The sequence below is a fragment of the Glaciimonas sp. PCH181 genome, assembly GCF_003056055.1.
GTDB lineage: Bacteria > Pseudomonadota > Gammaproteobacteria > Burkholderiales > Burkholderiaceae_D > Glaciimonas.
Genome location: NZ_PYFP01000001.1, coordinates 439,278 through 464,184, shown reverse-complemented (window position 1 = coordinate 464,184; position 24,907 = coordinate 439,278). Strand labels below are relative to the sequence as shown.

At 52.6% G+C, this 24,907-nt stretch carries 25 protein-coding genes and 1 pseudogene; 4 read left to right on the top strand and 22 right to left on the bottom strand.

Annotation, left to right across the window (positions count from 1 at the left end; translation table 11 throughout):
* The first annotated feature begins 990 nt into the window (after window positions 1-990).
* Window positions 991-1,701: a phosphatase PAP2 family protein gene (locus tag C7W93_RS02000; RefSeq protein ID WP_108438510.1), complete on the top strand. Its 711-nt coding sequence runs from the start codon at window positions 991-993 to the stop codon at window positions 1,699-1,701.
* 303 nt (window positions 1,702-2,004) lie between these two features.
* On the opposite strand, the gene C7W93_RS01995 is transcribed toward C7W93_RS02000, so the two are convergent.
* The 18 genes and pseudogenes from C7W93_RS01995 to C7W93_RS24545 all read right to left on the bottom strand — a co-directional run bounded on the left by C7W93_RS01995 (window position 2,005) and on the right by C7W93_RS24545 (window position 18,260).
* Complete coding sequence (locus tag C7W93_RS01995) at window positions 2,005-3,090, bottom strand: porin (protein WP_201747145.1); 1,086 nt, start codon at window positions 3,088-3,090, stop codon at window positions 2,005-2,007.
* Window positions 3,091-3,279: 189 nt separating this feature from the next.
* Window positions 3,280-4,230: a PDR/VanB family oxidoreductase gene (locus tag C7W93_RS01990; RefSeq protein ID WP_108438509.1), complete on the bottom strand. Its 951-nt coding sequence runs from the start codon at window positions 4,228-4,230 to the stop codon at window positions 3,280-3,282.
* Window positions 4,231-4,276: 46 nt separating this feature from the next.
* Window positions 4,277-4,684 carry a RidA family protein gene (locus C7W93_RS01985; protein ID WP_108440429.1) on the bottom strand — a complete coding sequence of 136 codons (408 nt, stop codon included), beginning with the start codon at window positions 4,682-4,684 and terminating at the stop codon, window positions 4,277-4,279.
* 5 nt (window positions 4,685-4,689) lie between these two features.
* Window positions 4,690-5,727 carry an aromatic ring-hydroxylating dioxygenase subunit alpha gene (locus C7W93_RS01980; protein ID WP_108438508.1) on the bottom strand — a complete coding sequence of 346 codons (1,038 nt, stop codon included), beginning with the start codon at window positions 5,725-5,727 and terminating at the stop codon, window positions 4,690-4,692.
* Between the two features lie 28 nt (window positions 5,728-5,755).
* Complete coding sequence (locus C7W93_RS01975) at window positions 5,756-5,989, bottom strand: recombinase-like helix-turn-helix domain-containing protein (RefSeq protein ID WP_108438507.1); 234 nt, start codon at window positions 5,987-5,989, stop codon at window positions 5,756-5,758.
* Window positions 5,989-6,315 carry a hypothetical protein gene (locus C7W93_RS01970; protein ID WP_108438506.1) on the bottom strand — a complete coding sequence of 109 codons (327 nt, stop codon included), beginning with the start codon at window positions 6,313-6,315 and terminating at the stop codon, window positions 5,989-5,991. Before C7W93_RS01970 ends, C7W93_RS01975 begins: the two co-directional genes overlap by 1 nt.
* A gap of 3 nt (window positions 6,316-6,318) precedes the next feature.
* Entirely contained in the window at window positions 6,319-7,464 is a 1,146-nt protein-coding gene (locus C7W93_RS01965; RefSeq protein WP_108438505.1) for an FAD-dependent monooxygenase, read from the bottom strand.
* Window positions 7,465-7,478: 14 nt separating this feature from the next.
* Complete coding sequence (locus C7W93_RS01960) at window positions 7,479-8,444, bottom strand: VOC family protein (protein WP_108438504.1); 966 nt, start codon at window positions 8,442-8,444, stop codon at window positions 7,479-7,481.
* 55 nt (window positions 8,445-8,499) lie between these two features.
* Window positions 8,500-9,975 (bottom strand): aldehyde dehydrogenase, encoded by a 1,476-nt coding sequence (locus tag C7W93_RS01955; RefSeq protein WP_108440428.1) that lies wholly within the window; start codon window positions 9,973-9,975, stop codon window positions 8,500-8,502.
* A gap of 30 nt (window positions 9,976-10,005) precedes the next feature.
* Entirely contained in the window at window positions 10,006-10,812 is an 807-nt protein-coding gene (locus C7W93_RS01950; protein ID WP_108438503.1) for an aspartate dehydrogenase, read from the bottom strand.
* 10 nt (window positions 10,813-10,822) lie between these two features.
* Complete coding sequence (locus C7W93_RS01945) at window positions 10,823-12,535, bottom strand: thiamine pyrophosphate-binding protein (RefSeq protein WP_108438502.1); 1,713 nt, start codon at window positions 12,533-12,535, stop codon at window positions 10,823-10,825.
* On the bottom strand, window positions 12,528-13,337 hold the full coding sequence (locus tag C7W93_RS01940) for an SDR family oxidoreductase (protein ID WP_108438501.1): 810 nt from the start codon (window positions 13,335-13,337) through the stop codon (window positions 12,528-12,530). Before C7W93_RS01940 ends, C7W93_RS01945 begins: the two co-directional genes overlap by 8 nt.
* Before the next feature lie 6 nt (window positions 13,338-13,343).
* Window positions 13,344-14,181, bottom strand: a pseudogene (locus C7W93_RS01935) (IclR family transcriptional regulator).
* Window positions 14,182-14,190: 9 nt separating this feature from the next.
* Entirely contained in the window at window positions 14,191-15,108 is a 918-nt protein-coding gene (locus C7W93_RS01930; protein WP_370446384.1) for an alpha/beta fold hydrolase, read from the bottom strand.
* A gap of 7 nt (window positions 15,109-15,115) precedes the next feature.
* Entirely contained in the window at window positions 15,116-15,655 is a 540-nt protein-coding gene (locus C7W93_RS01925) for a cupin domain-containing protein (RefSeq protein WP_108438499.1), read from the bottom strand.
* A gap of 42 nt (window positions 15,656-15,697) precedes the next feature.
* A complete protein-coding gene (locus C7W93_RS01920; RefSeq protein WP_108438498.1) occupies window positions 15,698-16,462 on the bottom strand; it encodes an SDR family oxidoreductase in 765 nt (254 codons plus the stop codon).
* Window positions 16,463-16,800: 338 nt separating this feature from the next.
* The gene (locus C7W93_RS01915; RefSeq protein ID WP_108438497.1) at window positions 16,801-18,108 is read right to left on the bottom strand and encodes an MFS transporter; all 1,308 of its coding nucleotides are present in this window, start codon (window positions 18,106-18,108) and stop codon (window positions 16,801-16,803) included.
* Window positions 18,105-18,260: a hypothetical protein gene (locus tag C7W93_RS24545; RefSeq protein WP_161539855.1), complete on the bottom strand. Its 156-nt coding sequence runs from the start codon at window positions 18,258-18,260 to the stop codon at window positions 18,105-18,107. The genes C7W93_RS01915 and C7W93_RS24545 overlap by 4 nt, the downstream gene beginning before the upstream one ends.
* Window positions 18,261-18,788: 528 nt before the next feature.
* Here C7W93_RS24545 and C7W93_RS01910 point away from each other — a divergent pair.
* Window positions 18,789-19,046 (top strand): hypothetical protein, encoded by a 258-nt coding sequence (locus C7W93_RS01910; protein ID WP_108438496.1) that lies wholly within the window; start codon window positions 18,789-18,791, stop codon window positions 19,044-19,046.
* The gene (locus tag C7W93_RS01905) at window positions 19,047-19,502 is read left to right on the top strand and encodes a GNAT family N-acetyltransferase (protein WP_108438495.1); all 456 of its coding nucleotides are present in this window, start codon (window positions 19,047-19,049) and stop codon (window positions 19,500-19,502) included.
* 131 nt (window positions 19,503-19,633) lie between these two features.
* Here the strand turns inward: C7W93_RS01905 and C7W93_RS01900 are convergent, their stop codons facing one another.
* Window positions 19,634-20,794 carry a DSD1 family PLP-dependent enzyme gene (locus tag C7W93_RS01900; protein ID WP_108438494.1) on the bottom strand — a complete coding sequence of 387 codons (1,161 nt, stop codon included), beginning with the start codon at window positions 20,792-20,794 and terminating at the stop codon, window positions 19,634-19,636.
* Between the two features lie 11 nt (window positions 20,795-20,805).
* Window positions 20,806-21,438, bottom strand: coding sequence for an HAD-IA family hydrolase (locus C7W93_RS01895; RefSeq protein WP_108440427.1), 633 nt, complete (start codon window positions 21,436-21,438; stop codon window positions 20,806-20,808).
* Window positions 21,439-21,534: 96 nt separating this feature from the next.
* On the opposite strand from C7W93_RS01895, the gene C7W93_RS01890 reads away from it, so the two are divergent.
* Window positions 21,535-22,446, top strand: coding sequence for a LysR family transcriptional regulator (locus C7W93_RS01890; RefSeq protein ID WP_108438493.1), 912 nt, complete (start codon window positions 21,535-21,537; stop codon window positions 22,444-22,446).
* 233 nt (window positions 22,447-22,679) lie between these two features.
* Here C7W93_RS01890 and C7W93_RS01885 read toward each other — a convergent pair whose 3' ends face one another.
* Window positions 22,680-23,210 (bottom strand): MFS transporter, encoded by a 531-nt coding sequence (locus C7W93_RS01885; RefSeq protein WP_146177501.1) that lies wholly within the window; start codon window positions 23,208-23,210, stop codon window positions 22,680-22,682.
* Between the two features lie 117 nt (window positions 23,211-23,327).
* Window positions 23,328-24,902 (bottom strand): rhodanese-like domain-containing protein, encoded by a 1,575-nt coding sequence (locus C7W93_RS01880; protein ID WP_108438491.1) that lies wholly within the window; start codon window positions 24,900-24,902, stop codon window positions 23,328-23,330.
* Between the last annotated feature and the right edge of the window lie 5 nt (window positions 24,903-24,907).

Below are 24,907 nucleotides of genomic sequence, written 5' to 3'. Positions count from 1 at the left end.
ACTACAAAAGACTCAACCTGACGGCCATTTTTTAGACCGACTTAATGATTCCAATGTTATTAAATCCCTGATGCATTTTTGCGTGATTCCCTGATAGAGAAATCAGTAAGTGCTGCTATAAATTTTGATTCGGTAACTGTATTTCTCCGCATGCTTTCAAAACAAGAGAAAAAAATTACGGATTTTTAAGTGCGATATGAGATATGTTGCGATACAGCAAAAATAACTTTCGGAGTTTCATAAAAATATTAAATGCGCTGTTTCCGTGAGCCAATTCCGCTTGACATCTGGTGCCTTGAAGGTTTGAGAATAGGTGGAAAAATACTAAAAAACAAGAAATTTATTATGCAATTGCAAATTAAAAATATGCACCTCAACGGAGGGAGGCAAGAACATGCTGCGACGCAATATTTTTAAGAAAAAATTACTTCGTGAGCGCTATTACCGTTTAGAATAATCAAAAATTAAACGACATTCTGCATACCCCGGCTGCCCACGAATGAATCCATCTGACCTTGTTTAAATGATTGTTATTTGATCAGATCAACGGCAACTGATGCACGCAAGTGAATCACCTTAAACGTGCCCCAGCAACTGTATTGTGACGCACCATTTCCATTTCTGTCCCAAGTATCGGATGACTGTAGCTAAATCGCAGCCATCGAATAAAAGTGATTGCCGGATCGGTTTAAATATGCAACATTTACATACATTAGCAGCACCTCATTGCCGATACTGATCGGCAGTTGGTTGTGTATAGCATTCATACCCGAAAAAATTTAGCGCAAAAAAATGCGGCCATGTGACACATAAAACAACGCATAACGCGCGCACTTTAATGTGCATTAGCTTCTAATTTACGCATCCAATTTTTATACTTTTAACGTAGCGATGCTGAATCTCCGCCACCACTAGCGCACATATTATTTCAGAAGTTGCATGACACAGGGCCAGCCATCAACCAGACTATTACGGTGAAGGATCGCGAAAATGTGGAATAATTCTTTGAATTTGATGGTGATCAATTGGATGGGACAGTTTAATTCTGCCTCGGCACATTTCAATCAAATCGTCCATTACATGGCCAATTCAGATTTGGTCAAAGGCTTCCCGATCATGGGAATTATTTGGTTTTTCTGGTTCCGGGATACCGATCCAAAATCAAATTCCAAACGGATTATTGTCGCAACGCTGATCGGATGCGTTATCGCCGTCGGCATCACCAGATTAATTAATAATCTAGGACCATTTCAACCCCGTCCCATCGCAAACCCCGCACTTCCCTATCATGCCTATATCGGCTTATCTGAGCCGAAGAGCCAGGCTTTATATATTTGGAATTCTTTCCCAAGCGATCACGCCACCTTATTTTTTAGTCTGGCGATGGGAATATTTCTCATTTCGAAAAGAGCTGGGGCCTGCGTATTTTTATATGTTCTGTTGTTTATTGCGTTACCGCGTGTGTATCTCGGGTTACATTACACGACAGATATTTTAGCAGGCGCTCTTTTAGGAACGGCCTGTGTGGCCCTTTGCAATCGTAAAGGCATAGTCAAACTTTATGATGCGCCATACCAGACATTATTGAATAAATATCCGGCTGCTTTCCAGGCGATCATTTTCATTATCTCTACTGAAATAAGTCTGATGTTTTATGATGTCCGGCTGCTTGGTTTGGGAATTGTGAAATACCTTCATTGAAGAAATTTTTATACTACGAAGCGCGTCTTGCGGTCCCTGCCAAGAGGTTTAGCTTATATTCAGCTTGGATGCACGCTTTGACAAAGATCCTAGCCACGGATGGCTACGTCAGCAGTTGATGCTTTGCGCCGCGAGTAAGATTTCACGGTGAGGCGGAAGGGTCGGTAGTTAAAAAATGCAATAAGGCTTCGATCCATTTTAAGCAACCCACAAAAACTAAAAACCCACACTCTCCGAGAGAATGTGGGTTTTTAGTTTTGATTCGATATTCAGAAGAAAAGGATGCCGAACCAGCGATTAGAATTAGAACGAATGATGCATACCAACCGTCGTTACCAACTGGCTTGGGCCACCCGCAACGCCAGTCGATCCGGCATTACCAGTGCCATTCATGACAGCATACTTCGCGTCGCCACCAGCACGCTGATAAGCTGCCTGCACATATAGTTCAGTACGTTTAGACAGCGCATGTACATTACTCAAACTTACTGTATTCCAGCGCGCACCTTCTAGCTTGGACAGGCTGTAGCCGACATTCAGCGTGTCTGCGGCAGCATAATGCCAGGCTGCACCCAGATCGAAGTTCTTCTGCTTTGGCGCCGCATCACTCGGCAAATCGATCTTGACCTGCGTGTAGACGGTGTTTAGCCGCACATTTCCGATGGTGTAACCAAGCCCTGCGGCGACTGTCGTCAGGCTGTTGAATACGGTTGCCGCACTGCCCAGACCAACGCTGCTGAGAAATGCTCCGGCGTAACCGGCGGCACGATTGTTCAACTTGGAATACGCCAGCACAGCCCGCAGCGGGCCATTGGTATAGGTGGCGCCAGCGCTAAGGTTGCGCCCCGTGCTGCTGCTGCCAGCTACTTCGCCAAAACCCACCATGCCGCTCGTTTGCAGCCCGGAAAATGTCGGCGTGGTGTAACGCACGGCATTGTCGAACTGGAAGGTGTTGGCCAGACTATCCAGATTTCCGGGATGGAATAAGTACCAGTTGGTTAATTGATAGCCGTTGCTGAATTTGCCAGCATAATCAAATACGATATCAGGCATATGGCCCATCGTGACGGCACCGAAATCGCCCGAGAGCCCGACCGAACTCATACGATTGAACAGTTTGCCTGGCGACGGCTGCGCACCGGTATCTGTCGAGAAACCACTTTCGAGCTGAAAGTTAGCTTTCAGGTTACCGCCCAAATCTTCGCTACCGCGAAAACCGATACGGTCAGGCTGCATCGTGCCTTGATCAAGACGCACAACGGATTTGCCACCCAGATTATTAACGTAAGCAACCCCGGCATCCAGACTGCCGTAAATCGTCACGTTGCTTTGTGCAAAAGCACTTGCCGTCAAACTTGTCGCTGCCACGGCCATCAGTATCTTTTTCATGTCTCTCCCCTTCTATGATAACCACGGCCTTAACCGTGTTCACTGCTCCCATATGCCCCACGCCTACGAGATGTGTTCTGCATGGCACCGTTGATGGACAGCGATTTGTCTCGCCAGTGAATCAACGTTCCGAAAAAAATTGAGTCCAAAAAAATACCCGAACAATGACGGGTATTCAAAACCTGCTCGCTACAAATCGAGTACCAGCCGCCGTCCCTTGCAGCCCGACACGCAGACCATCATCATCTTGTTTGATGCCCGTTCGCTTTTGCTGAGCACGCCGTCGCGATGTTCCGGTTCGCCTTCCAGCACGCGTGTCTCGCAAGAACCGCACACGCCTTCGCGGCAGCTATGCTCTATCTCCAGACCAGCGTCCAACAGCGCATCCAGTAACGATTTTCCAGCTGGCACAGAGATGGTTTTTTTACTGCGCGCAAGCTCTGCAACGTAAGCGTCGCTTTGCACCGCTTCAACATTTTCAGCGGCAGCGAAGCGCTCGATATGGACGTTTGGCAGCCCGAGTTCGTCGCATATGGCTTCGAATGCATTCAGCATTGGGGTCGGGCCGCAGCAATAGAAATGCGCGTCCTTCGGCTTGCTTGCCAGATAGGCGCGCAAATCTGGCGGTGCGCCTTGTTCGTCGTCGAAATGACCGGTGACACCCGCCTGCTGCAACAGCAACGTACTAAAAGCCGCTTCGCTGCGCGATCTGGCGCAATACAGTAGCTCTGCCGATTTGTCCTGACTGCGCAGTTGATTCAGCATGCAGGAGATCGGCGTGATACCGATGCCGCCAGCAATCAACACCGAGTGGCGTGCAGATGCATCGAGCGCAAAATTATTTCGCGGTGCGGAAATGGTGATACTGGAACCGACCCGCAACTGCTCATGCACATAACGCGAACCGCCACGGCTGTTGCGATCGTTCAGCACGCCAACTACGTAGCGATGGCGCTCCGTCGGCGCGTTCAATAATGAATAGCTGCGCACAATACCGTTACCTAAATGGAGATCGACATGCGAACCGGCCTCAAACGGCGGCAAGTCAGCGTCGTCTAGCGCCACCAGCTCTACGCTGACGATACCTTTTGCTTCGAAGCGCATGGCCTGAACCCGCACCGAAATCAGAGAATTACTCATAAAAACCTCATACCGAACTTATACAAACGCATTGCAAAGCGGTGGCTTATTCCACAGCCTGTAAATCAATGTCCAACCGCGCAAAGGCATCAATCTCGACGGTCAGTTCGGGAAATACCAGCCCACTGACTTGCACCAGCGTTGAACAGGGATACGGTGCCCGGAAGAAGTCGCGGCGTGCTCGCCCTACTTCATCCTTGTCGCCGATATCTTTCACATAAATGACCAACTTGTAGATGCTGCCGAGCGATCCGCCAGCGGCTTCCACCAGATCACGCAACTTACCCAGTACCACCAATGTCTGCGCGTAAGTATCCAGCGTCGCATCACGTGAAGCAGGATGTGCGGTCATGCCTGACATCACTACTTCGTTGCCGATAACCAGACAATTGGACCAGGTGCCCGATGCAGATTCCGGCACCTGGTCAGTCTTCACATGCCGGACTCTAGACATCTTGTTCACGCTGCCTTCGTAGGAGCCGCTGCGTCTTCTCTTTCCAATTGTTCCTTAGCAAGATTGCGCATATGGCGACGCCAGCGCACCAACCCCATGTCGTGCTGGTACAGCATTTCACGTTGATTGGCATCCGGCTCCATCATTTCCAACACCACGCGATCTTGCTCCAGCACAGTCCAATGGCGCGCTTCCAGACGATTCCGATACAGGAAGCGCCAGGTATCGCGTTGCCAACCGCTTAGCTTGCGGCAACGCCAATGGAATACTGCGGCAACGTTATCGGTAATCGGGGTATAGCTGCCGATAATGAAAAAACTGCCGCCGGGACCGCCCGTTTTTGGATACGGAATCGCCAGGCGCATCCAATGCAGACCGGTATCGGCCCATTCGGTCCAATCGAAATTAACGCCGCGCTGGCCTTCTTTTTCGAACACAAAGCCGAGATCGGTTTCGCGCACGCGGAAGGTCGCCGTGTTATCGCCCTCGGCCATCGAGTGCGATTGCTTATGCAGGAAAGTACCGTGCATCGGATCCATGACGTTGTCGGTGACATAGCGATAACCGCCCTTCCACTCGGTATAGCAAAGGAAGTGAGAATACTCATCGCTGGTCAACTCCTCGGGCAAGCGCAACGGCGGCGGCTGGTCGACATTGACGGTAGAGTTATAAAGAAAAATCGCGCCGCAGGCCTCTTGCACATGGAATGAACGCGTTGCCTTTGCACCTTCCAGCTTGCATCCCGGGCTTCCCGGTACGCTGGTGACGACGCCATCGAAACGCACTTGCACGCCGTGATAACCGCAAGCGATACGGTCGCCCATGGCGATCCCCATCGACAAGGGTGCGCCACGATGCGGGCAATGATCTTCGAGTGCATGCAGCTTGCCTGAAGCTTCTCGCCAGAGCACAAATTTTTTGCCCAGACGTCGCAGCGAGACTGGCCGCTCGGCAACAAATTCGGATGGGCAAATCGGATACCACAAATCTTTCAAACCAGCGGCAAGGACTGCTTCCACTGGGTCATTGGCTATTGTTCTCATCACTACTCTCCTGAATGGATTGGTCTGCTCAAGCAGCCAGTCTTGTCATTTCTTCCTGATACAGGGCTTCGGTCCAGACGCCTTCGTTTTGCAGGCAACCGGGGCCGGTGCGATTCAGATGCGCCACTAAACCTTCAAGATCGTGAATGCCTGCGGCAAACGCACGCTCAATAGAATCGCCCAGCAAATCTTCATACGGGGTCGGTGGGCGGCGGCGCGCCTGATGTGGGTTGAGATAAACTTCCTGCCTTAATTCGCTCATTATTGGCCTCCATTGTTTACGCGTTCGCGAATACGCTCACGCACAGGTACAAAATCGTAAGTGGGATAACATTCGGTGCGAAACACACCCCAGGCCGAACGTTCGAGTTCGACATTCACCTGCGGCAGCAGCGACGGCGGCAGTTCCAGAGTAACGATCTGGCCCAATCCCATCGCCACCGTCCACGACACCACACGCGTGCCCGCCACAGGAAAACGTTCCCACCAATCGACACTTTTCATGTGGTCCTGGATTTGCTCCAGGTTCTTTGTCTGATCGTGCTTCAGCAGTACGGTCAGCAACATTGTCTGTGGCTGTGCAGTCATGATTTACACCGTTTCGGTTTCCAGCGGCACCGTCCACGCGTCATAGCCGTAGACCCAATCGGCATTGCCGCCATCACGCAGCCAATTATTGCCACGCGAACCTATCTGGATCTTGCTGGTACGTTCCAGACGCAGTTCTTGATAGCACTGCAAGGCATCGGCAACCGCCGCCAACGTCGTGGCATTTGCCAGACAACGCGCTAATACCACCGCATCTTCGATCGCCATACCAGCGCCTTGCGCCATGAATGGCATCATCGGATGGCAGGCATCACCTAGCAGCGTCATATTGCCCTTGGACCAATGCGGCAAAGGATCGCGTTCATACAAGGCGGTCTTCAAGACTTCATCGCAGGCATCCAGCAAAGCCCGCGCATCACCATGAAAATCGGCGTAACTATCGCGCAATTCCTGCACACTGCCGGGAGTCGTCCATGATTCCAGATGCCAGGTTTCTTGTGCCGTTGTAGCGAAGATAAAAATATCCTTGCCGCGATTCAGTGGAAAAGTGACGATCTGGCTTTCTGGATTGGGCCCCCACCATTTTGTGAATGCCTGCAGGTTCGGGACATCGGCAACACTGTTAGCCGGAATCACCGCACGGAACGCCACCACGCCGGTAAAGCGCGGACTTTCCGCACCAAACATCGCGCTGCGGACTGCCGAGTGAATGCCGTCGCCGCCGATCAGTACATCCACTTTATCGGTGCTGCCATCGGTAAATGCTAGAACGATGCCTTGATCTTCCTGCGAGATCGTTTCGGCGCGCTTTGCAAACCTCACACGTTCCGCAGGAAATATTTCTGCTAGCGCTGCCAGCAGATCGGCGCGATGTATCGTCAACTGCGGTGCGCCATATTTCTTTTCGGCGGTATCGCCCATTTCGAGACGAGAGGTTTCCGCGCCGCTATCCCAGGTCCGGCTGATGCGATGTGTCGGCCGTGCTGCGGTACGACGGACCGCTTCGCCTATGCCCAGTCCGTCCAGCGCACGTACCGCGTTCGGGGTCAGATTAATATCCGCGCCAACGCGCAGGAACTGCTTGGATTGCTCGTACACGACGACGTCATGACCGGCGCGATGCAACGCAATCGCCGCAGTCAAACCGCCGATGCCGCCGCCGAGAATACCGATTTTTAATGCAGACATGGAATTACCTCGTATCAGGATTTAGCGCGGTCGGTCAGAAACTTGCCACTGGGAGCATCGGCATTTTTTTGACGGCGGGTATTGCCGTCAATGCCACCGTCGATCGCCCATTCGGCGAACACCGTCGGGCCCGGTTCGAAATCGCGTGGCTGCCATTCTTCGTTAAGCTGATCTTCATCGGCGTAGTACTCAATCAGGCCGCCTGCGGGATTACGGAAGTACCAAAAATAAGCCGATGAAATCGGATGGCGACCGGGGCCGAGTTGCGTGTCCCAGCCTTTGCGCGACATGTGCAAGCCGCCGCCAAAGACTTCATGGATATCACGTACGGTGAATGCGACATGATTCAATCCGGCGCGCGGCTCGGGCGGTTGCAACAGAAAAATATCGTGATGACCGCCATCTGCGGCACAGCGCAAGAAAGCGCCACGGCCCGGATAATGATCGGACGGCACGAAGCCGAAATTGTCGCAATAAAAGCTTTCACACGCTTTTACATCTTTGACAAAAAACACTACGTGGCCGACTTCAATCGGCGCGGCGCTTTCGTATGCCGGGCTGCGCTGGTTGATGCGATGTTTATGCGACCAGGTATTCATTTCCGCACATTCGAGATCGATCTCGCGTTTTTGTGTGACCTGAAAGCGCACCGCCAGACCGTTTGGATCCGTACAGCCAATTCGTGTGCCTTGATTTACATAACCGGGCATGGCTGCAATCCGCCCAGCAAAACGTTCCAAAACTTCTTGTGCCGATACACCCCAGACTACTTCACGCAACGTCGGCCCTGCTTCGATTGCTGGTGGCAAGTCGGGGTCGTCGCTGTGTTTGACGACTACCCGACAACCGTTTTGCGTTACGAATACCAACACCTGTTCAGTCTCTTCCGCGAGCGTCATACCCCAGTCGGAAAAAAATTGCTTACACAACGGCAAATCGTCGGCGCCGTATGTAATTTCATCAATACCTAATACATCCATGTTGCGTCTCCTCGCACTACCCTTGGTTACTAGTCCGTCATTACCGCAAACCCGCTCAGCCTGCCCACGGTAACGGTTGTTCATTCAAACCCCAATACATGCTCTTTTGCTCCATGTATTGCAAAATTCCCAGCCGTCCTTTTTCGCGCCCTAGCCCACTATCACGCCAACCGCCGAACGGGGTTGAAATCGATAGTTGCTTATAGGTATTGATCCAGACATTCCCGGCTTGCACTGCGCGACCAAAGCGCCAGGCTTTTTTATAGTCGCGAGTCCAGATGCCCGCCGCCAATGCGTAAACACTGTCGTTCGCCTGCGCGATCAAATCTTCTTCGTTATCGAAGGGCATCGCCACCAATACCGGTCCAAAAATCTCTTCCTGGCAAATGCGTTGTTCGTTGGTCAGGCCTTCGATGATGGTTGGAAGATAGTAATTTCCGCGTTCGAATAATTTACCTTCTGGACGCATACCGCCGGTACGAATCTGGCCGCCGTCTTCGACGCCCATCGCCACATACGATTCAATCGAATCACGATGACGCGGAGTAATCAATGGTCCCAACTGCGTACGTTCATCGGCTGGATCGCCAACGCGTAAAGCCGCAGCCCCGGCAGCGAGTCTTTCAATAAAATGTTCGTAAATACCACGGGCAACAAACAAGCGCGAACCGGCTATACAAGACTCGCCGGACGAACTGAAAATCCCGTACAAGACACCCGCCACCGCATGTTCCAGATCAGCATCTTCGAACACCATCGTGGGTGATTTTCCGCCCAACTCCAACGATACCGGCATCATTTTGTCAGCAGCAATGTGGGCAATATGTTTGCCGGTAGTGGTGCCGCCAGTGAACGATACACGCCGTACCAGCGGATGCAGCGTGATGGCGTCACCAATTATTGAACCCTTGCCCGGCAATACACTGATTAGTCCCTTGGGAACACCGGCTTCCTCACAAATTCTGGCCAGCTCCAGCGCCATTAACGGCGTTACTTCGGCTGGCTTGACAACCACGGCATTGCCAGCGGCCAGCGCAGGGGCCATCTTCTGCGCCTCGCTAGCGATTGGCGAGTTCCAGGGTGTGATGGCGGCGACCACGCCCATGGGTTCATATACGCTCATCGTCAGGTTGTCGCCCCGCATCGGCGTAATGGTGTCTTCCAATGTTTCGCAAGCAGCGGCAAAGAACTGGAAAGTGTTCGCGGCGCTGGCCACCAATGCGCGCGTTTCGGTAATCGGCTTGCCGTTGTCCAGACGTTGGCGCTGCGCCAGATATTCCGACTGATCGCGGATCAACTGGGCGACGCGATGCAGCACCGTTGCCCGTTCATGCGGCTTGCGCTGCGCCCAGCCGCTGGTGCGGAAGGCGTGATCGGCACCAGCAATCGCTTCTTCCACGTCGGCGATGCTGGCGGCGTTTAGCCACGCAATCGGTTCGCCAGTGGCGGGATACAAGCTAGCATAGCGATCGCCTTGTCCCAAACGCCAGTTTCCTGCGATGCAGATCGGCAATGTCTCATTTGGATTCATGTCGTTCAAGTCACTCATGTCACTCTTCACTCAAATAGATAAAGCGTGGGCGCGATTGCCAAGCGCACGTACCACACTGAATACGGTCAACGCGGAGGTTTTAGGATTCGCAGCGAGAGGCTTGCCGCGCATGGTCAATTCAAAACCGCCAAACTCGCCTTTGGCCTCAACGTGATGCACGTTCTCGGTGACACCGGGATCGGCCAGCAAGCGCACCTGCGTGTGATCCAGTCCCAGACCGGCTAACGATAAGGTCGCGGCGACGTTGGCATTTTTTGGATACAGACGTGCGGCCTCGCGTGCCGTGCCTTCAAAAATGACGGTAGCGGTTTGCAAATTATCGAGATCGAATAAACCATCGGCTGGCGTGTCCTTCCATGCTGCCGGTGGTTTACGTCCGGTGTAGATGACGGAATCAAGGCCGCCGACACGCGCTGCCGATAAGGCATCGATCGCACCGATTGCGCCTGATAGCAGTTGTACCTGGGTCTTGCCTTCGCGGGCTGCCGCTTCCAGCCGCTCTACCAAGCCCAGCTCAGACAACGCACCGATAGAAACAACCATGCAAGGAATACCGCGTTTCAATGCAGGAATGATGTGCTCCTCGATAGCGCGATGCCCAGCACACTCGATCAGCAGGTCAGGACGATCTCCCCGTTCTTCCAGCCGATTGACAACACGCGCATGCGGTGCCAGTGAAAACACGACCGGACGCGCCGCTTCCATATGCGCCTCGGGTACGATGACCATATCGAAAGCGACTTCCGGGTCGCTTTTCAGCAACTCCATCACGCCGATGCCGATGGCACCACAACCGATCATTGAAACATGCAGCATGTCATTCTCCTCAAGCTACCGTGGCGATGGATTTTTCTGCGACTTTTTCTTCATTCACCGGTGGCCCCGCGAAAGCGGTTTTAAATTTACCGATCGATAACATGTCGATTTCCAGCATGAACGGACCCGGCTCGGCCAACGCCATACGTAATCCTTTCTCGATATCGGCCAGATCGCTGATGCGGGTATGACGCAGACGTAACGACTGCGATAACAGTGCGTAATCCGGCGTATGCAATTCAACGTAGTGGCGACGACCGCCGTATTGCGCATCTTGAATATTCTTGATGACCCCGTAACTCTGGTCGTTCATCAGGACGATGACCATATCGGCACGTTCTTGCACGGCCGTTGCCAGCTCGCCCAGATTCAGGATAAAACCACCATCACCGGCCAGACAGAAAGTCTTTTTCCCCGATGCCGTCACCGCTGCGCCGACCGCCGCGCCGATGCCCATCGCCAAACCTTGTCCGATACCGCCGCCGAGCGCATGCACGCCTGCCAGTGGATCGAAAATCCGCAGATAACGATTGCCCCAGGTGCTGTTGGAGACAGTAACATCACGCACCCAATTGAAATTGCGCCCGGCAGCTTTTTGCAACTGTTCGACTAACGCGCTGTAAGGACCCAGCCCATCGATCAGACCATGCAACGCGCTTTCACGCGCCTTTTGCAAATCACCGATAAATGTCGGATCGACGTCTAGCGATTTCAACTCCTGCAATCGATCTGCTAAACCATCCAGCGCCAGTGCAGCATCACCGCAGACGAAATAATCACTGTTATAGCAACGGCCTTCGGCAGCTGGATCAGCATCGATGCGATAACGGGCTTGCGGTAATTTCAGCTCGTACTTTAAGGTTTCATTGCCGCGCAGGCGCGAACCCACTACAACGACTGCATCACAAGTCTGGTAAAAATTCTCGACCGGTTTATGCAAGTTGAAAGCACCCAGCGAACGCGGATCGTCTTCCGGCACAATACCGCGACCTTGCGTGGTGGTGACCAGGCCGAAACCCATATCAAGCAGACGTTTAACTTGCTTGCTGGCATGGCGTGCACCACCGCCCACCCACAGCATTGGCCGCTTGGCTTTGACCAGTCGTGCGGCCAGTTCATCCAGCGCATGCGCCGATGGCGTATTGGATGGAATCGGCAATGGTCGCAAATCCGACGGCATCGGAATCAAGGCTGCCTGAATGTCAATCGGAATCTCGACACTGACCGGCCCCATCGGCGGTGTCAGCGCAGTTTGCACCGCCAGTTTGATGGTGCTGATCGCGGTATCGATGCTGCGCACGCGGAATGCTGCCTTCGAAATCGCTTTGAGCATGGTCAGTTGATCCGGCGCTTCATGGATATAAGACAGACTCTGATCCAGATAAGGCGTCTCGATCTGGCCGGTCAGATGCAGCAGCGGCGTACCGGCGGTCAATGCTTCAACCATGGCACCGGCAGCATTGCCTGCAGCAGTGCCGGTGCTGGTCAGGCAAACGCCCAGACCGCCGGTAGTGCGAGCATACGCATCGGCCATGTTAGCGCCGCCAGCTTCGCCGCGCGACATCACGAAACGAATCTTGCCGCGTTCACCGAAAGCGTCAAGAATCGGCATGTTGTGAATCGAAATGACGCCGAAGGCCGCCTTGACATTGCACTGTTCGAGAAAGGCTGCGATGGCGCAGCCGACAGTAACCTGATGGATGGTTTTGGTTTTATTAGGCATGGCGAGAAAGTCCTCCTGAAACGTCAATATGACTGCCTGTTGTGTACGAAGAAAGTGCCGTCGCCAAAAACATGATGGCGCGTGCGGCTTCCTGTGGATGGCCTAAACGGCCGAGTTGAATATTTTTCTTTTGTGCAAGTGCCTGAGTCCATTGTTCCCAGGATAATTCGCGTTCTGTACGCGCCTCATACCGACGTCGCCATTGCCCGGATTCCACCAGACCGATGAGAATGCCGTTGACGCGAATGCCCAGCGGGCTGAATTCAGTAGCTAATGAACGAACCAGATTGTGGACACCGGCGCGGGCGGCAGAGGTCGCTACCATGTGCGGCTCGGGCTGAATCGCCAGCAGTGAATTGACGCATACGATGGCAGCAGTGCCATCCGCCTTCGCCATTTTTTCTAGTTGAGGCTGGAACGCTCGGGTCGGGTAAATCACCGAGAAAAACTTCAGGCGCAGCTCTTCCATCCACGCGCCATCCTCAGTGTCGGCGAAAGTCGATACCCGTCCCTGCCCTGCATTGTTGACCAGCATCGATACCGGACCAAGTCGTTCTGCAACCTCGTCGGCGAACTGTTGTACCTGCTCTTGCGACAGCACATCGCATACTGCGCAATAAAGTTTGGCTTGCGGAAAACGCAGCCGCAGCATGGCTTCGACTTGCGTCAGGCGTTCTTGATTACGTCCACACAATGCTACCGCCGCGCCCGCTTCTAGCAGCAATTCTGCGGTGGCAAGGCCAATGCCAGAAGAGCCGCCGGTAACGACGGCAACCTTGCCGTCAAGTCGAATCATGCTCATGCTGTTTTATCCCCGCCACATGTGAACAACCTTGCCGCCCGATTTTTCGGGAGCATGGTCAAGCAAACCGGATAATTCACCGGCAGTTTCGCGCACGCAGCGCACGATATCGTCCAGCTGAGCAGGGTCGATGTGCGGCAACGGTATCGTCGCCCCCATCGCTGCCACAACTTTGCCGGAATGGTCACGTACCGGTGCCGCGACGGTGGAAATGCCGGTTTCAAAAAAAACCTTCCTGCAATACATAACCGCGTTTGCAATCGTGCTGCACCATGTCGAATAATTCGACGACGGTTTTAGGTGTGTTGCTGGAAAAACTCTCCAGATGTTCTTCTGGATATAGTTGGCGCAATTCCGCCAATGACAGGTCTTCCAACAGGACACGACCGAGCACAGTAGCGTGCGCTGGCAAACGTGTACCGACATTGACCGAACTGACAAAAGCAGTCGGCGTCACTGACTTGGCGACATACACGATCGAACGGCCATCGCGCACCACCAGATTGCAGGGATAGGAAATCTGATCACGCAGGCGATCCAGCAGCGGCCGACCGATTTCAGTCAGTTCCAGCGATGCCAGATACTCGAAACCCAGGCGCAGTACTGCCATGCCAAGACGGTAATCACGACCGCCTTCGTTGCGTTCGACGAATCCCATGCGTTCTAACGTAGTCAACAGTCGGAACACGGTCGAACGCGGCACACTCAGACGGCGCGCCAGTTCCGGTGCGGACAAGCTTTTGTCCTGACGGTTGAATTCGCTTAACAGACGCAAACCGCGTTCCAATCCCGGCACGAGGTATTTTTCTTGCATTTCTTCTTCTGGCAACTCTGGTTTATTCATGATCTTGTCTCAAGAAAGTTGATAAAGGTGACGACGTAGCATTGCCGCGACTGCTTCCGGCTGCTCGATATAGCAAGCATGACCGGCACCGTCGATTAGCTGAAACGGCAACTGAAAACTCTCAGCCAGCGTTCGACTGTCCTGCGGCGATGTGACAATATCGGCGTCGCCGCAATATACCGCAGCCGCCATTGTTATCGGTACTGTTGACAACGCTGATTGACCGGCAATCACTGCCAGATGCTGGTGAATATCGTCGTTGCACAGCATCTGTACCGCTTGCATATAACCTGCCGGTTGCAAACTTTGCGTATTCCAGCTCACCCAGGCACGGGCTGCATCGGCGGCTTGCGCCGACAGCATCCGCTCCGGGCTTTTCTGCGCCATTCCCGTCAAACCCAATGTCGTCAGCGCATCAAAGCGTTGCCGCACCATCTCTTGCCCACGCTGGCGCTTGTCTTCGCTGCCGTAGCCCTGCGCCGGACTGAGCAGCAATAGTTGCCTGACCCGGCCCCGGCCATAACCCGCAGCCATGTAGGCCGATCCCATGATTGCGCCCAGCGAATGCCCCACCAGCAGGCAATCACTCACCTCTAAGGCCTGCAATAACTGCTGCAACCGCAACGCGTAATCCGCTGCAGCCGGATGTGTCATCGGCAACGGTGTCGAATTGCCATAACCGGGCGCATTCCAGGCAATTACTCGCACATCTTTTGGTAATGCCAACGCACACTGCAACCACGACGCCGCACTCGATCCAATGCCGTGCAACAGGACGACACAGCGACCGCTTTCCACAGCGCTGCCACAGCTGCGATAAGACACTATGCTGCCGTCAATATCGATACTGGATTCTGGAAACTGCGCATCCAGCAAGGCGAGTGTTTCCTGCATTTCTGCGGTGGCGGTGGTTACAGGCGCTGTCATGTTCATGTCAGCCGCGCTTGATTTTTGCCAATGGATGATCGGGCGGATAAGTTGGCGTGATCGGCGTTTTTGCGCCTAGCATCACGCACATCAACGCATCTTCGTCGCCGATATTGATTTCTTCGCGATACACGCCCGGCGGGATCGACACTACATCGCGCTCGGTCAGAATCGTTTCGTAACGCTCGCCGTCTTTTTCCAATACCAGCTTGAGCTTGCCGCGCAACATAAAAAATACTTCCTCGACATCGACGTGTAGATGCGGCGGGCCTTCATGACCGGCGGGGATGATCATCGTCGAAAACGTGAAATGCTCGGACGGAATCACGCTGCTATCCGCTGCCACGCCGGTGCCGCCGGTGCCGATATAACGCATTTGCGCACGGCGGTATTTGGGGTCGTGATCTGCCTGGAACTTTAGTGCGTTCCAATCGTATTTACGGCTCGAAAAGCGTGCTACGCGGGTTTCCATCCACTGGCTGAAACTGCTGCCATCGGCTTGTGCCCACGTCGGCTTGATATTCTTTTGTTCGGATAAATCGGTCATCGTTATCTCCTTGCTAGTGTTCAGTTGTCCAGAAATTGAGAATTAGTTCATCACAAAGCCGCCATTGACAGCCATGACTTGTCCGGTATAAAACCGCGATAGATCGGATAAGGCAAAAATCACTGCGCCACAAACGTCTTCAGGCAACTGGTCACGCTGGATCGCACGATGATCGTGATATACCTGATGCCGTGCTTTCGGCACGTATTCGGTGGCCTCGACTAGCGTCAGGCCCGGGGCTATCGCATTGACGGTGATGTTATCGCCGCCCAGCTCGCGCGCCAATGAGCGCGTCATGCCGAGTATCGCGCCCTTACTGGCGACATATGCCAGCAAATTAGGCGCACCCCACAACGGTGTGTCAGACGACAGATTGACGATGCTGCCACGGCCAGACTGACGCAGCGCTGGCAGGCAGGCGTTCGTCATCAGCCAGGTACCGCGCACATTGACGTTCATCACTTTGTCCCACATGTCGACTTCCAACTGCTCAGAAGTGCGGCCGCCGGAATTGGTAACGGCGGCGTTGTTGACCAATCCGTCCAGTCCGCCTAACCAGTCGATGGCATGGCTGGCGCACTGCTCGACCGATGCCGGATCGCCCAAGTCAAGCGCAAAACCTGCAACCTTCAAACCGCGCTGCTGAAGATCGGCCACGGCAACTTGCAAACTATCGTGCAGGATGTCGGCCATCGCGACGGTGGCACCAGCTTCAGCGACAGCAGTAACGAATGCCAATCCCAGTCCGCGTGCAGCACCGGTAATCAAAATGCGTCGTCCTGCCAGTAATTGTGTGCTTTGGGTCATATCTCTCTTATGTCTCTCTCTTGCGCTCTCTTATTATTTACTCCGCGGTCCGGATATTTTCCGGAGACGTATTACGCTGAGTAAGAAATCTATTTGTTTCATATATAAACTACTAATCTATATATAAAACATCTTAAGTAGAAATATAGCAGGTATCTTTAAAAAAGATAAGGCTTTTTACTACTTTTATTTTTAACGTAACTTGCTGATTTATATATGAAATTTTCCGCACGCAAGCTTATACAGGCGTCTGGAATTGCCGCAGTGCGAATCTTGTCAATAGAGCATATTTATCTGGCGCAGCCGATGCCGGAACACGCCAGCACCGGCCGCCTCCATCATTGCGTAACGACGCCTTGCGATTCCGACTGCGCTGACTGGGTATAACCGCGTTCTCGCAGCCAAAGGATGAAGCCACAGATAAACACCACCATTTGCGTACCAATCAACAGTGCAAAACCTGCGAAAAATCCCGCCCCTGCTCCGCCGCTTGCGCCGGAACCGGCAGCCACTGCGCTGATGACGCCGCCCATAATGGCGGGCATGAAACCCGCAACAAGGCTACCCGTTCCATTGACGACGCCGAAGGCGCTGGCCGTGTGTTCGGGACGCGAATAATATTGCACCGTGCTGGGAATCGCCGGACTTAACAAACCCCAGAAGAAATTGGCGGCGATCAGACTGTAGGCTGCCATATAAGGATTCTGCACATTGATCGCTAGCAACACCGACAGCGCCACGCCGACACTCGCCGCCATGAAAATGAACGGAACCCGCTGCCGCTCGACCTTATCGATAATGATCCCGCCAAGCAGCACCGCCAGCACTAACGCGTACTGCGGCAAGGACGCCAGCCAGCCCATTTCCTTGATCGAAAAACCGCGTGCATCTTTCAGATACGCGGGCAGCCAATTACTGCTGCCCCATAGATAAGCCAGCGCAGCAGATGTCAGTATGGTGATCACTAGTAGATTGCGGGTTTTCAGAGCGCCACGGATAATATCGCCAGCTTGCTTGACTGCATCGCCAACCGAGTTCGGTCGGTCCATATAGGCTGCCATCTTCGGCATCCGCACAAAAGCCATCACCAGCGGAATACCTAAAGCAATGTTCAACAACGCCAGCAGGTAGAACGAAACTTCCCAATGAAAACTGACCAACATATAGCCGATGATAGGATAACCGAGCGCCAGACCTAGCCCAGTTCCCATATTGACGAAGGAGTTAGGCTTGCCATTTTCGTGGTTGGCGAAATGCGCCTTGATATATGACGACGCGAGAGAAAACAGCGGTCCCTCCGCCACACCAAGCAAGATGCGCGAAGCCACCAAAATCCCATAGCCATGAAAATAAGGCGTCAGAAATGTCACCAGGCCCCACATGATCAAGCCATAAATCAAACTCCGGCGGACACCGAATAGTGCCGCGCAAAACGGCGTGAAGATGAAAGCGGATATGCCATAGCCCAGCATGAATGCCGTAGCGAGAAAGCCCTGACTGGCGCGATCTGCTTTAGCAATCCCGATGTGCGCCAGAAATGCCGGATCGGTGATCAGTACCGAGATGTTGATCCGGTCTATATAGGAAATGGCGACGATCACGAACAGTGTAATGACGCCATACCAGCGGCCGCTATTGGATTTCATACCATCCTCCAAGTGATCGAAGGATTGTATTCAGCAGCATTCAATTGGCGGCAGCAAGGCGTGCCAGTCCAATGAATAACGACGACGCCCATGCGGGACGTCCACAAATCGGCAAGGCTGTTGCCGACATTACGCAATGCAGTTTCGCTCATGATGCCTCTGGCTAGTTAGTGTAGGTAGCTGCGTACCCATCCCAGCGACTGCCTTTGAATGCCGCAATGGGAAAACCCATCGAGGCTAAACAATCGCTTTTTGTCTCATATATAAAACATTAAACCAAATATGATTTAAGTCAAATAAATATAGCAGATTTCCTTGAATATGAAAGCGCATTTTTGTTTCATATATGGTTTTTTGATTTATATAAGAGATTATTTTTATCTTAGCAAATCTCATACCAGCTGAATTTGCCGTTTTTGTCTTATATTCGGTTGCCTAATTCACCAAAGAATCACATTTCTGCACATTCAAGGTGCAGCGTGCACCAGTGCAAATATGCTGTGTAGTCGTGAGCCAGGAAGTTTTGTGCGAGCCGCAGCGTGATATGGCGAGTAGGTAACGCCCGACTAAAGCGCTAAGCTAAAGATATTGCTAATGGCTACCGATGTTAGCAGCGCGGCAAAGAGTTCGCCTTCCGCTACGGCATTCTTCGCCGCCCTCGATTTTCCAGGATGAACGTAATGCAGCATCACGAGAGCCGCGCTGCGTTGACGGTCTACACTTTTTTCATATCTAAAAATTGGCTCGGAATGATCGTCAGGGGAGAAAAATGGCCTTTGACACGTATTCCATTACACCCTGATCAGATTAGCGATGAAGGGCTATTCAGAAGCGAATGCCAACTTAATACAAACTTTAACCGCGACATACAAACATTAAGTAAACTTGCAGCGGGACAAGCGGCGATGCGCCATGTCATTAACGCGATGGGAAACTAAATGATGCATTGGTATTGGCAACCTTTTCACCGACTTTCGTTAGAGCAACTTTATGACGCACTCAATTTAAGGCAGCGCGTCTTCGTTATCGAACAAAACTGCCTCTATCTCGATGCCGATGGCCTCGATCAGTCTTGCTGGCACGGCTTGGGTTATGACGATAACGGGACGTTGCAAGCCTATGCCCGTATTGTTCCACCTAAGCTACGCTATCCTGAACCTTCCATAGGACGCGTCATCGTCTCCGAACAATCTCGTGGGAAAGGCGTCGGCCAGACGTTGATGCAACAGGCAATAGCGCAAACTTCAGATCTCTATCCCGGCTTACCGATCCGCATCAGCGCGCAAGCGCAGTTGGAAGTTTTTTACGGCACGTTAGGATTTGCTACCGTCGGCGAACTATATGACGACACGGGCATCCCTCATATCGATATGTTGTACCAGCCCCCGAAGTAAGAAATTTTTGACGTTATTGCGCGACGAGGAAGATCGCACATTATTCTCGCTGAGGAATTCAGACTCGCATCAACTATAAAGATGCGAGTTTGACTTTTGACTTAAGCGCAACCTCTGCGGCAGCAGCTATCCTACCAACCTCTAAATCGCGCCCACACTGCCAAGATGTCGAAAGAATCGCGATGAACAACGTGGTATTGCGCATGTTGCGCGCTGGTGGCGCAAGCGTGATTTGGCAGTATGCGCAGCATCGTACCGATGGGAAGATCAGGGGTCTTCGCCGGATCGCCTGAGCGATGCGCGATTACGCCGTGCTCCTGATTGGCGTCTACGACCAAAACATCGGATAGCAGCTCACCGTTTAGATCGCATACCAGGCCATATCCCTGATCGACTGGTTGTTTGCTAGTTCCACGGTCGCGCGACATCGCCATCCAGCCTGCATCCGTGATAATCCAGCCTTTTTCCTTTTGATGGCCTATGACCGTGGTCAGCACTGAAAGCGCGATGTCTTCTGCGCCGCAAACGCCCAATCCCGCCATCACTAAATCTTCAAAAACGAAAACACCTGCACGCACTTCAGTCACACCGTCGAGATTATCGGCGAGCATGGCAGTCGGCGTCGAGCCGACGCTGACTGTAGGGCACGCAATGCCAGCATCACGCAAGCGATTCGCGCAGCGAACTGCGGCATCGCGTTCCTGCATAGCCATCTTTTTTATGGCATCGATAGACCGACAGTTATAAGAGTTTCCGGCATGCGTCATTACGCCGATGAGATTTTGTCCACCAGCGACCAATGCTTTACCGATTTCAATGAGCGATGCCGACTCCGGATCAACACCAGACCGATGACCATCACAGTCAATTTCTATCATTACGTCGAAGCTAGTGCGCGCTTGTTTCGCCTTGTCGCCCAGTGCCTGTGCAATTTCAAGGCTATCTAATACGACGATCAGTTTTGTACCAGCTTGACGAACCCTGATCACATGGTCGAATTTGCTGGGAATAATGCCCACAGCATACAAAATATCTTTAAAACCATGCGCTGAAAAATATTCGGCTTCCTTCAACGTTGATACTGTAATTGCGCCAGAGGTATCGCCAAGCATATTCTTGACAACGTCAATGGACTTGTTAGTTTTGACGTGCGGCCTGAAATTCACAGAAAACCGGGCAAGGTTTGAACGCATTTTTTGTATATTTTGATCCATCCGATCTCTATCCAGGACCAGTACCGGGGTTTCAAGATCGGTTAACTTTGATGTCAAAGTTTGAGGAAAATTATCCATTTCAGTTCCTATTACTGTGTTGTGGCTACGAATTGAAGAACATCTGAAATTTCTGCCGATTCAGCCATCGGCGCAGGTGCTCCGGCAGGCGACGTCAAACCGATGCGGTTGTGCCAAAAAGTGTCGAGACCGACTTTGGCGGTGCCAAATAAATCATAGCCAGAACCCGCAACGAAGAGGACTTGCTCGGCGGGCAAGCCAAGCTCCTCCAATGCCAATTCATAAGGCCGTGGATGTGGTTTGTAAAAACCGGCCTGCTCTGAGGTGACGACGATATCGAATGGAACACCTACTCTGTCAGCGGCGATGCGCCCAAGTCTTTCAGAGCAGTTGGTAACAACACCAATGCGATGCGTTTTTTTTAATGCTGTCAGCGTCGAAACAACCCCGGGCCATGGATCCAATGCCAGCCAATTTTGTTCTAGCTCTTTCGCTAGCGATGGTGCGATGCCACTATTTTTTGCCGCTTGTTCGACTAATTCTTCATAGGGTTGATAAGCGCCGCAGCCATAGGTAAGTCTGAGGTATTCTGCGCGCCAGATACGCCCGGTTTCTTCCGAGCCTGCGGTCTTGTTCCATACGGACCAGGAATCCAAAAGCGCAGTGAGTAAATCGCATAAAACCGCTTGATATTTTTGTGCCATTTCAATCTCAATCATGTTTGTGTTTGTAGATTATGACTGCCTGCTTTGAAAATATGGTTAAATGAAAACTACTGTTAAATTAAGTTTTACTTAATAATGATTCCCATCCACGATATTCGCTTTTTTTTGATTTTGGTGAAGGCAGGCAGTCTCGCCGCTGCGGCAAGAGAGATCAACGTCACGCCGCCAGCGATCACCCAGCGCTTACAACAACTAGAAATAAGATTAGGGGTGCGGTTGCTTGATCGCTCAACCCGAAGCATGCGACTGACCGATGAAGGCGAGCTGTTACTAGAAAAAGGCACGGCGATTTGCGCCGAAAATGATATTTTATTTGAACAGCTCAGCGCACGTCGGGCAGTTGTAGCAGGGCATCTTCGAATAAACGCGCCGCTTGGATTTGGTCGTCGTTATATAGCACCTCTCGTGGCACAATTTCAGACAACGTTTCCTGAAGTGAAAATTTCGCTTACTTTATTCGATCGTTTTACCTCCAGCGCGGCACACAATGCTGACGTTACATTTCACATTGGCGCGTTGACTGACTCTAGTCTTGTTGCATACAAAATTGCAGAGAATGCGAGAATTTTGTGTGCCGCACCGGCTTACATTCGGCGCATGGGAATGCCGTCTGATCCTGAATCTCTCTCCCAGCATCACTGTCTCGTATTACGAGAAAACAACGAGGATGTGAGTCTCTGGAGGTTTTCAAAAGGACGGATTCATCAGAGTGTTCGTGTTGATCCAATTTTGGCTTGCAATGATGGCGAAGTTATTCACCAATGGGCCTTGCTTGCGAAGGGAATCATGATTCGTTCTGAGTGGGATGTCGCTGAAAACGTCAGGGGCGGCAGGTTGACTGAACTGCTTCCTGAATGGGATATTCCCTCTGCTGACGTTATTGCGCTTGTTCCGCAACGCCGGGGCATGTCTGCTCGGGTGAAGAAATTTATTGAGTATGTCGTGGAAGAATTTGCGCCGTTGCCGCCTTGGCGGATTAAGAAGTAGAGGATTTTGGTTATTTAAAACGGCGGGCTCTCCGTGGATAGTTTACCGAAGGCGGCCCGGCAGCCGGTCACTTTCTTTTGCTTCAGCTCGGCGCCCGCACTAAAAGAAAGTAAACCAAGAAAAGGCGACCGCAGATATCGCTGCCCTGCGGGTTCCCAAATGTTTCAGGCGTTTACCGGGGTACGTCAACTATCACTACCACTTCAAAAGCCGCTTCAAAAACCGCAGCCTTTTTAGTGGCGGATTGTTGGATTAGACGAAAACTGAGGAATATAAATTGCTCTTAAGGTTGCCCCTCCCTGTTCATGCTCGGCATCACCGCCGAAACCGCCTATGTTAGTACGTACCCATTTCAACGCTAACGCCAGATCGCCCAGCGCCATGTTGCCGGGCGCAATGCCTGGCATGCATAAATTACCGGGTATACCCTCCCAGCCGAAATGGTCGCTGAAAGCAGCCGTCAGAATACCAGCGCAGTTTCCGCCCAGTAGAAAGCCGCAATAAGATGCCGCCAGGGCCGTCGGCCTGTTGCGATCTGTAGCGTACTCGGCAACGAACGTCGCCACCACAGGCATCGCCGCGCCTATGCCGACGCCGGTTACAAAGCGCCACACAATTAACTGCGTCAAAGAAGAAGCGGACTTTGCTGAAAGAATGGAAACGACGCCACAGCCCAGTAAAGCGGTTACCACAACGATTTTCCGACCGAACATCAAGAAAGCGCTGATGCGCGTTCGGCGTTCGACATTAAGTTTTGGGGACAATGGTTCACCGCAAAATATGCAGCACCGCGCATCCCGGCTGGCGGTGCGCTCATTACTTAAATAATTACTTAAATAGTTAGCGCACGCGTAGTCGCTAAGGAGAATCTGCGCCGTATTTCAACTGACGTGTGCAGCAACATCAGGCAGACGGAATGCGGCAAGTTCTTGCGCATTCAATTGCCCGAGCAAGGCTAGCTCCCAGTCTAGATATTGCCGGGCTGCGACCTTATTGCCGTCATGTCGGTCATGGGTAAAAAACAGATAGTCAATGCATTGCGCATCGGCAGGTAAAGCCGGTGTGGATATGCTTGGCAAACCGGCTGCCCGCCAGGCGGAGAAACCACCATCCAGCGCGCGGATACCGGCCTGTAATGACGGTGGCAAGTCGGCAATCGCCCATGCGGCGATGTGCGGATCATCGCTCACCAGAACCACTGGCTGCAAAGCAGATGCAATCACCGCAGCCAAATGGGGACGGATTGCCCAGCGGCTGCCTGCAATATGTGCCTTCCGAAATGCCTGGCTATCGCGTAACTCAATGACTTCGACAGTTCCCGCCAGAAGCTCAGCCGCCAGTTCGGCAACCGACACCAGCGGCAACGGCGCTGGGTAATGCGGCTGCGATACGTTGACTGACAGGCCGCTGCGCACGCCACCGATCAATACGTAAGCCTGATGTCCGAGCTGCCGCAACCAGCTTGCGGTGAGTGGCGCACGGATATTATCGTCATCAATCAACACCAGCGTGGCGTGCCGCACCCCCACATACAGATCCAGCGCCTGCTGTAACTGGCCACCGGGCGTGTGCTGCGCGCCGGGCAGACTGCCGGTGCAAAACTCTTCATGCGTGCGTACATCGCACAAGAAGACACTGCGCAGCGGATCTTGCCACCAGCGCCCAACCTGCGCTGCGTCCACCCACATTACACCGGTACGTTCGGCCAATGCCGTTGCAGCGGCAATCCGCCCTTCACCCTTTTGCCCCGATGCCGGATAACGCCGTTGCTGCCCGTGCTGCAATGGTAAATCTGCGAGAAACCAGCCCTGTGTCCCATTCTCTAATGCGAAGACCGGGTTGCGGATAGCCAGGTTGATCAAGGTTTGTGCGCCCATGATGCTGCGCGTACGACCGGCACAATTAATAACGATGGTGGTGCTATCATCGTCAACCAAATCATCAATGCGATAGCCGAGTTCGCCATTAGGACAACAGATGGCACCGGGAATACTCATTTTTTGATATTCGGTAAATGGCCGCCCATCAAGGACAACTAACTTCTCACCAGCCGCCTGTTTCGCCGCCAACTCGGCAGCACTAAGTCGAGGCGTATGGTAATGGGTTTCCACCAGCTCGCCAAAAGCCTTTGACGGCAGGTTGACACCTTTGAACAACATCTGCCCATAGGCTAACCATGCAGCAACGCCCCCTGTCAGACAATGCACATTGGTATAACCCACTGTGGCGAGACGGTCGGCGGCACGCAAGACCAATTCCTGCTCATCGCCATACACCACCAATCTGACGGCGCGTTTGGGGGCGAGGCGAAATACGTCGCGTTCAAGCACGCTGTAAGGTAAAGAGACGGCATAGAACAAATGTCCTTCGCCATACTGGCCGTGTTCGCGCACGTCGAACACGGCAATTTCATCCCCATCGTGTAGCCAGCGATGGAGGGTTTCTGCAGAAATCATCAAAG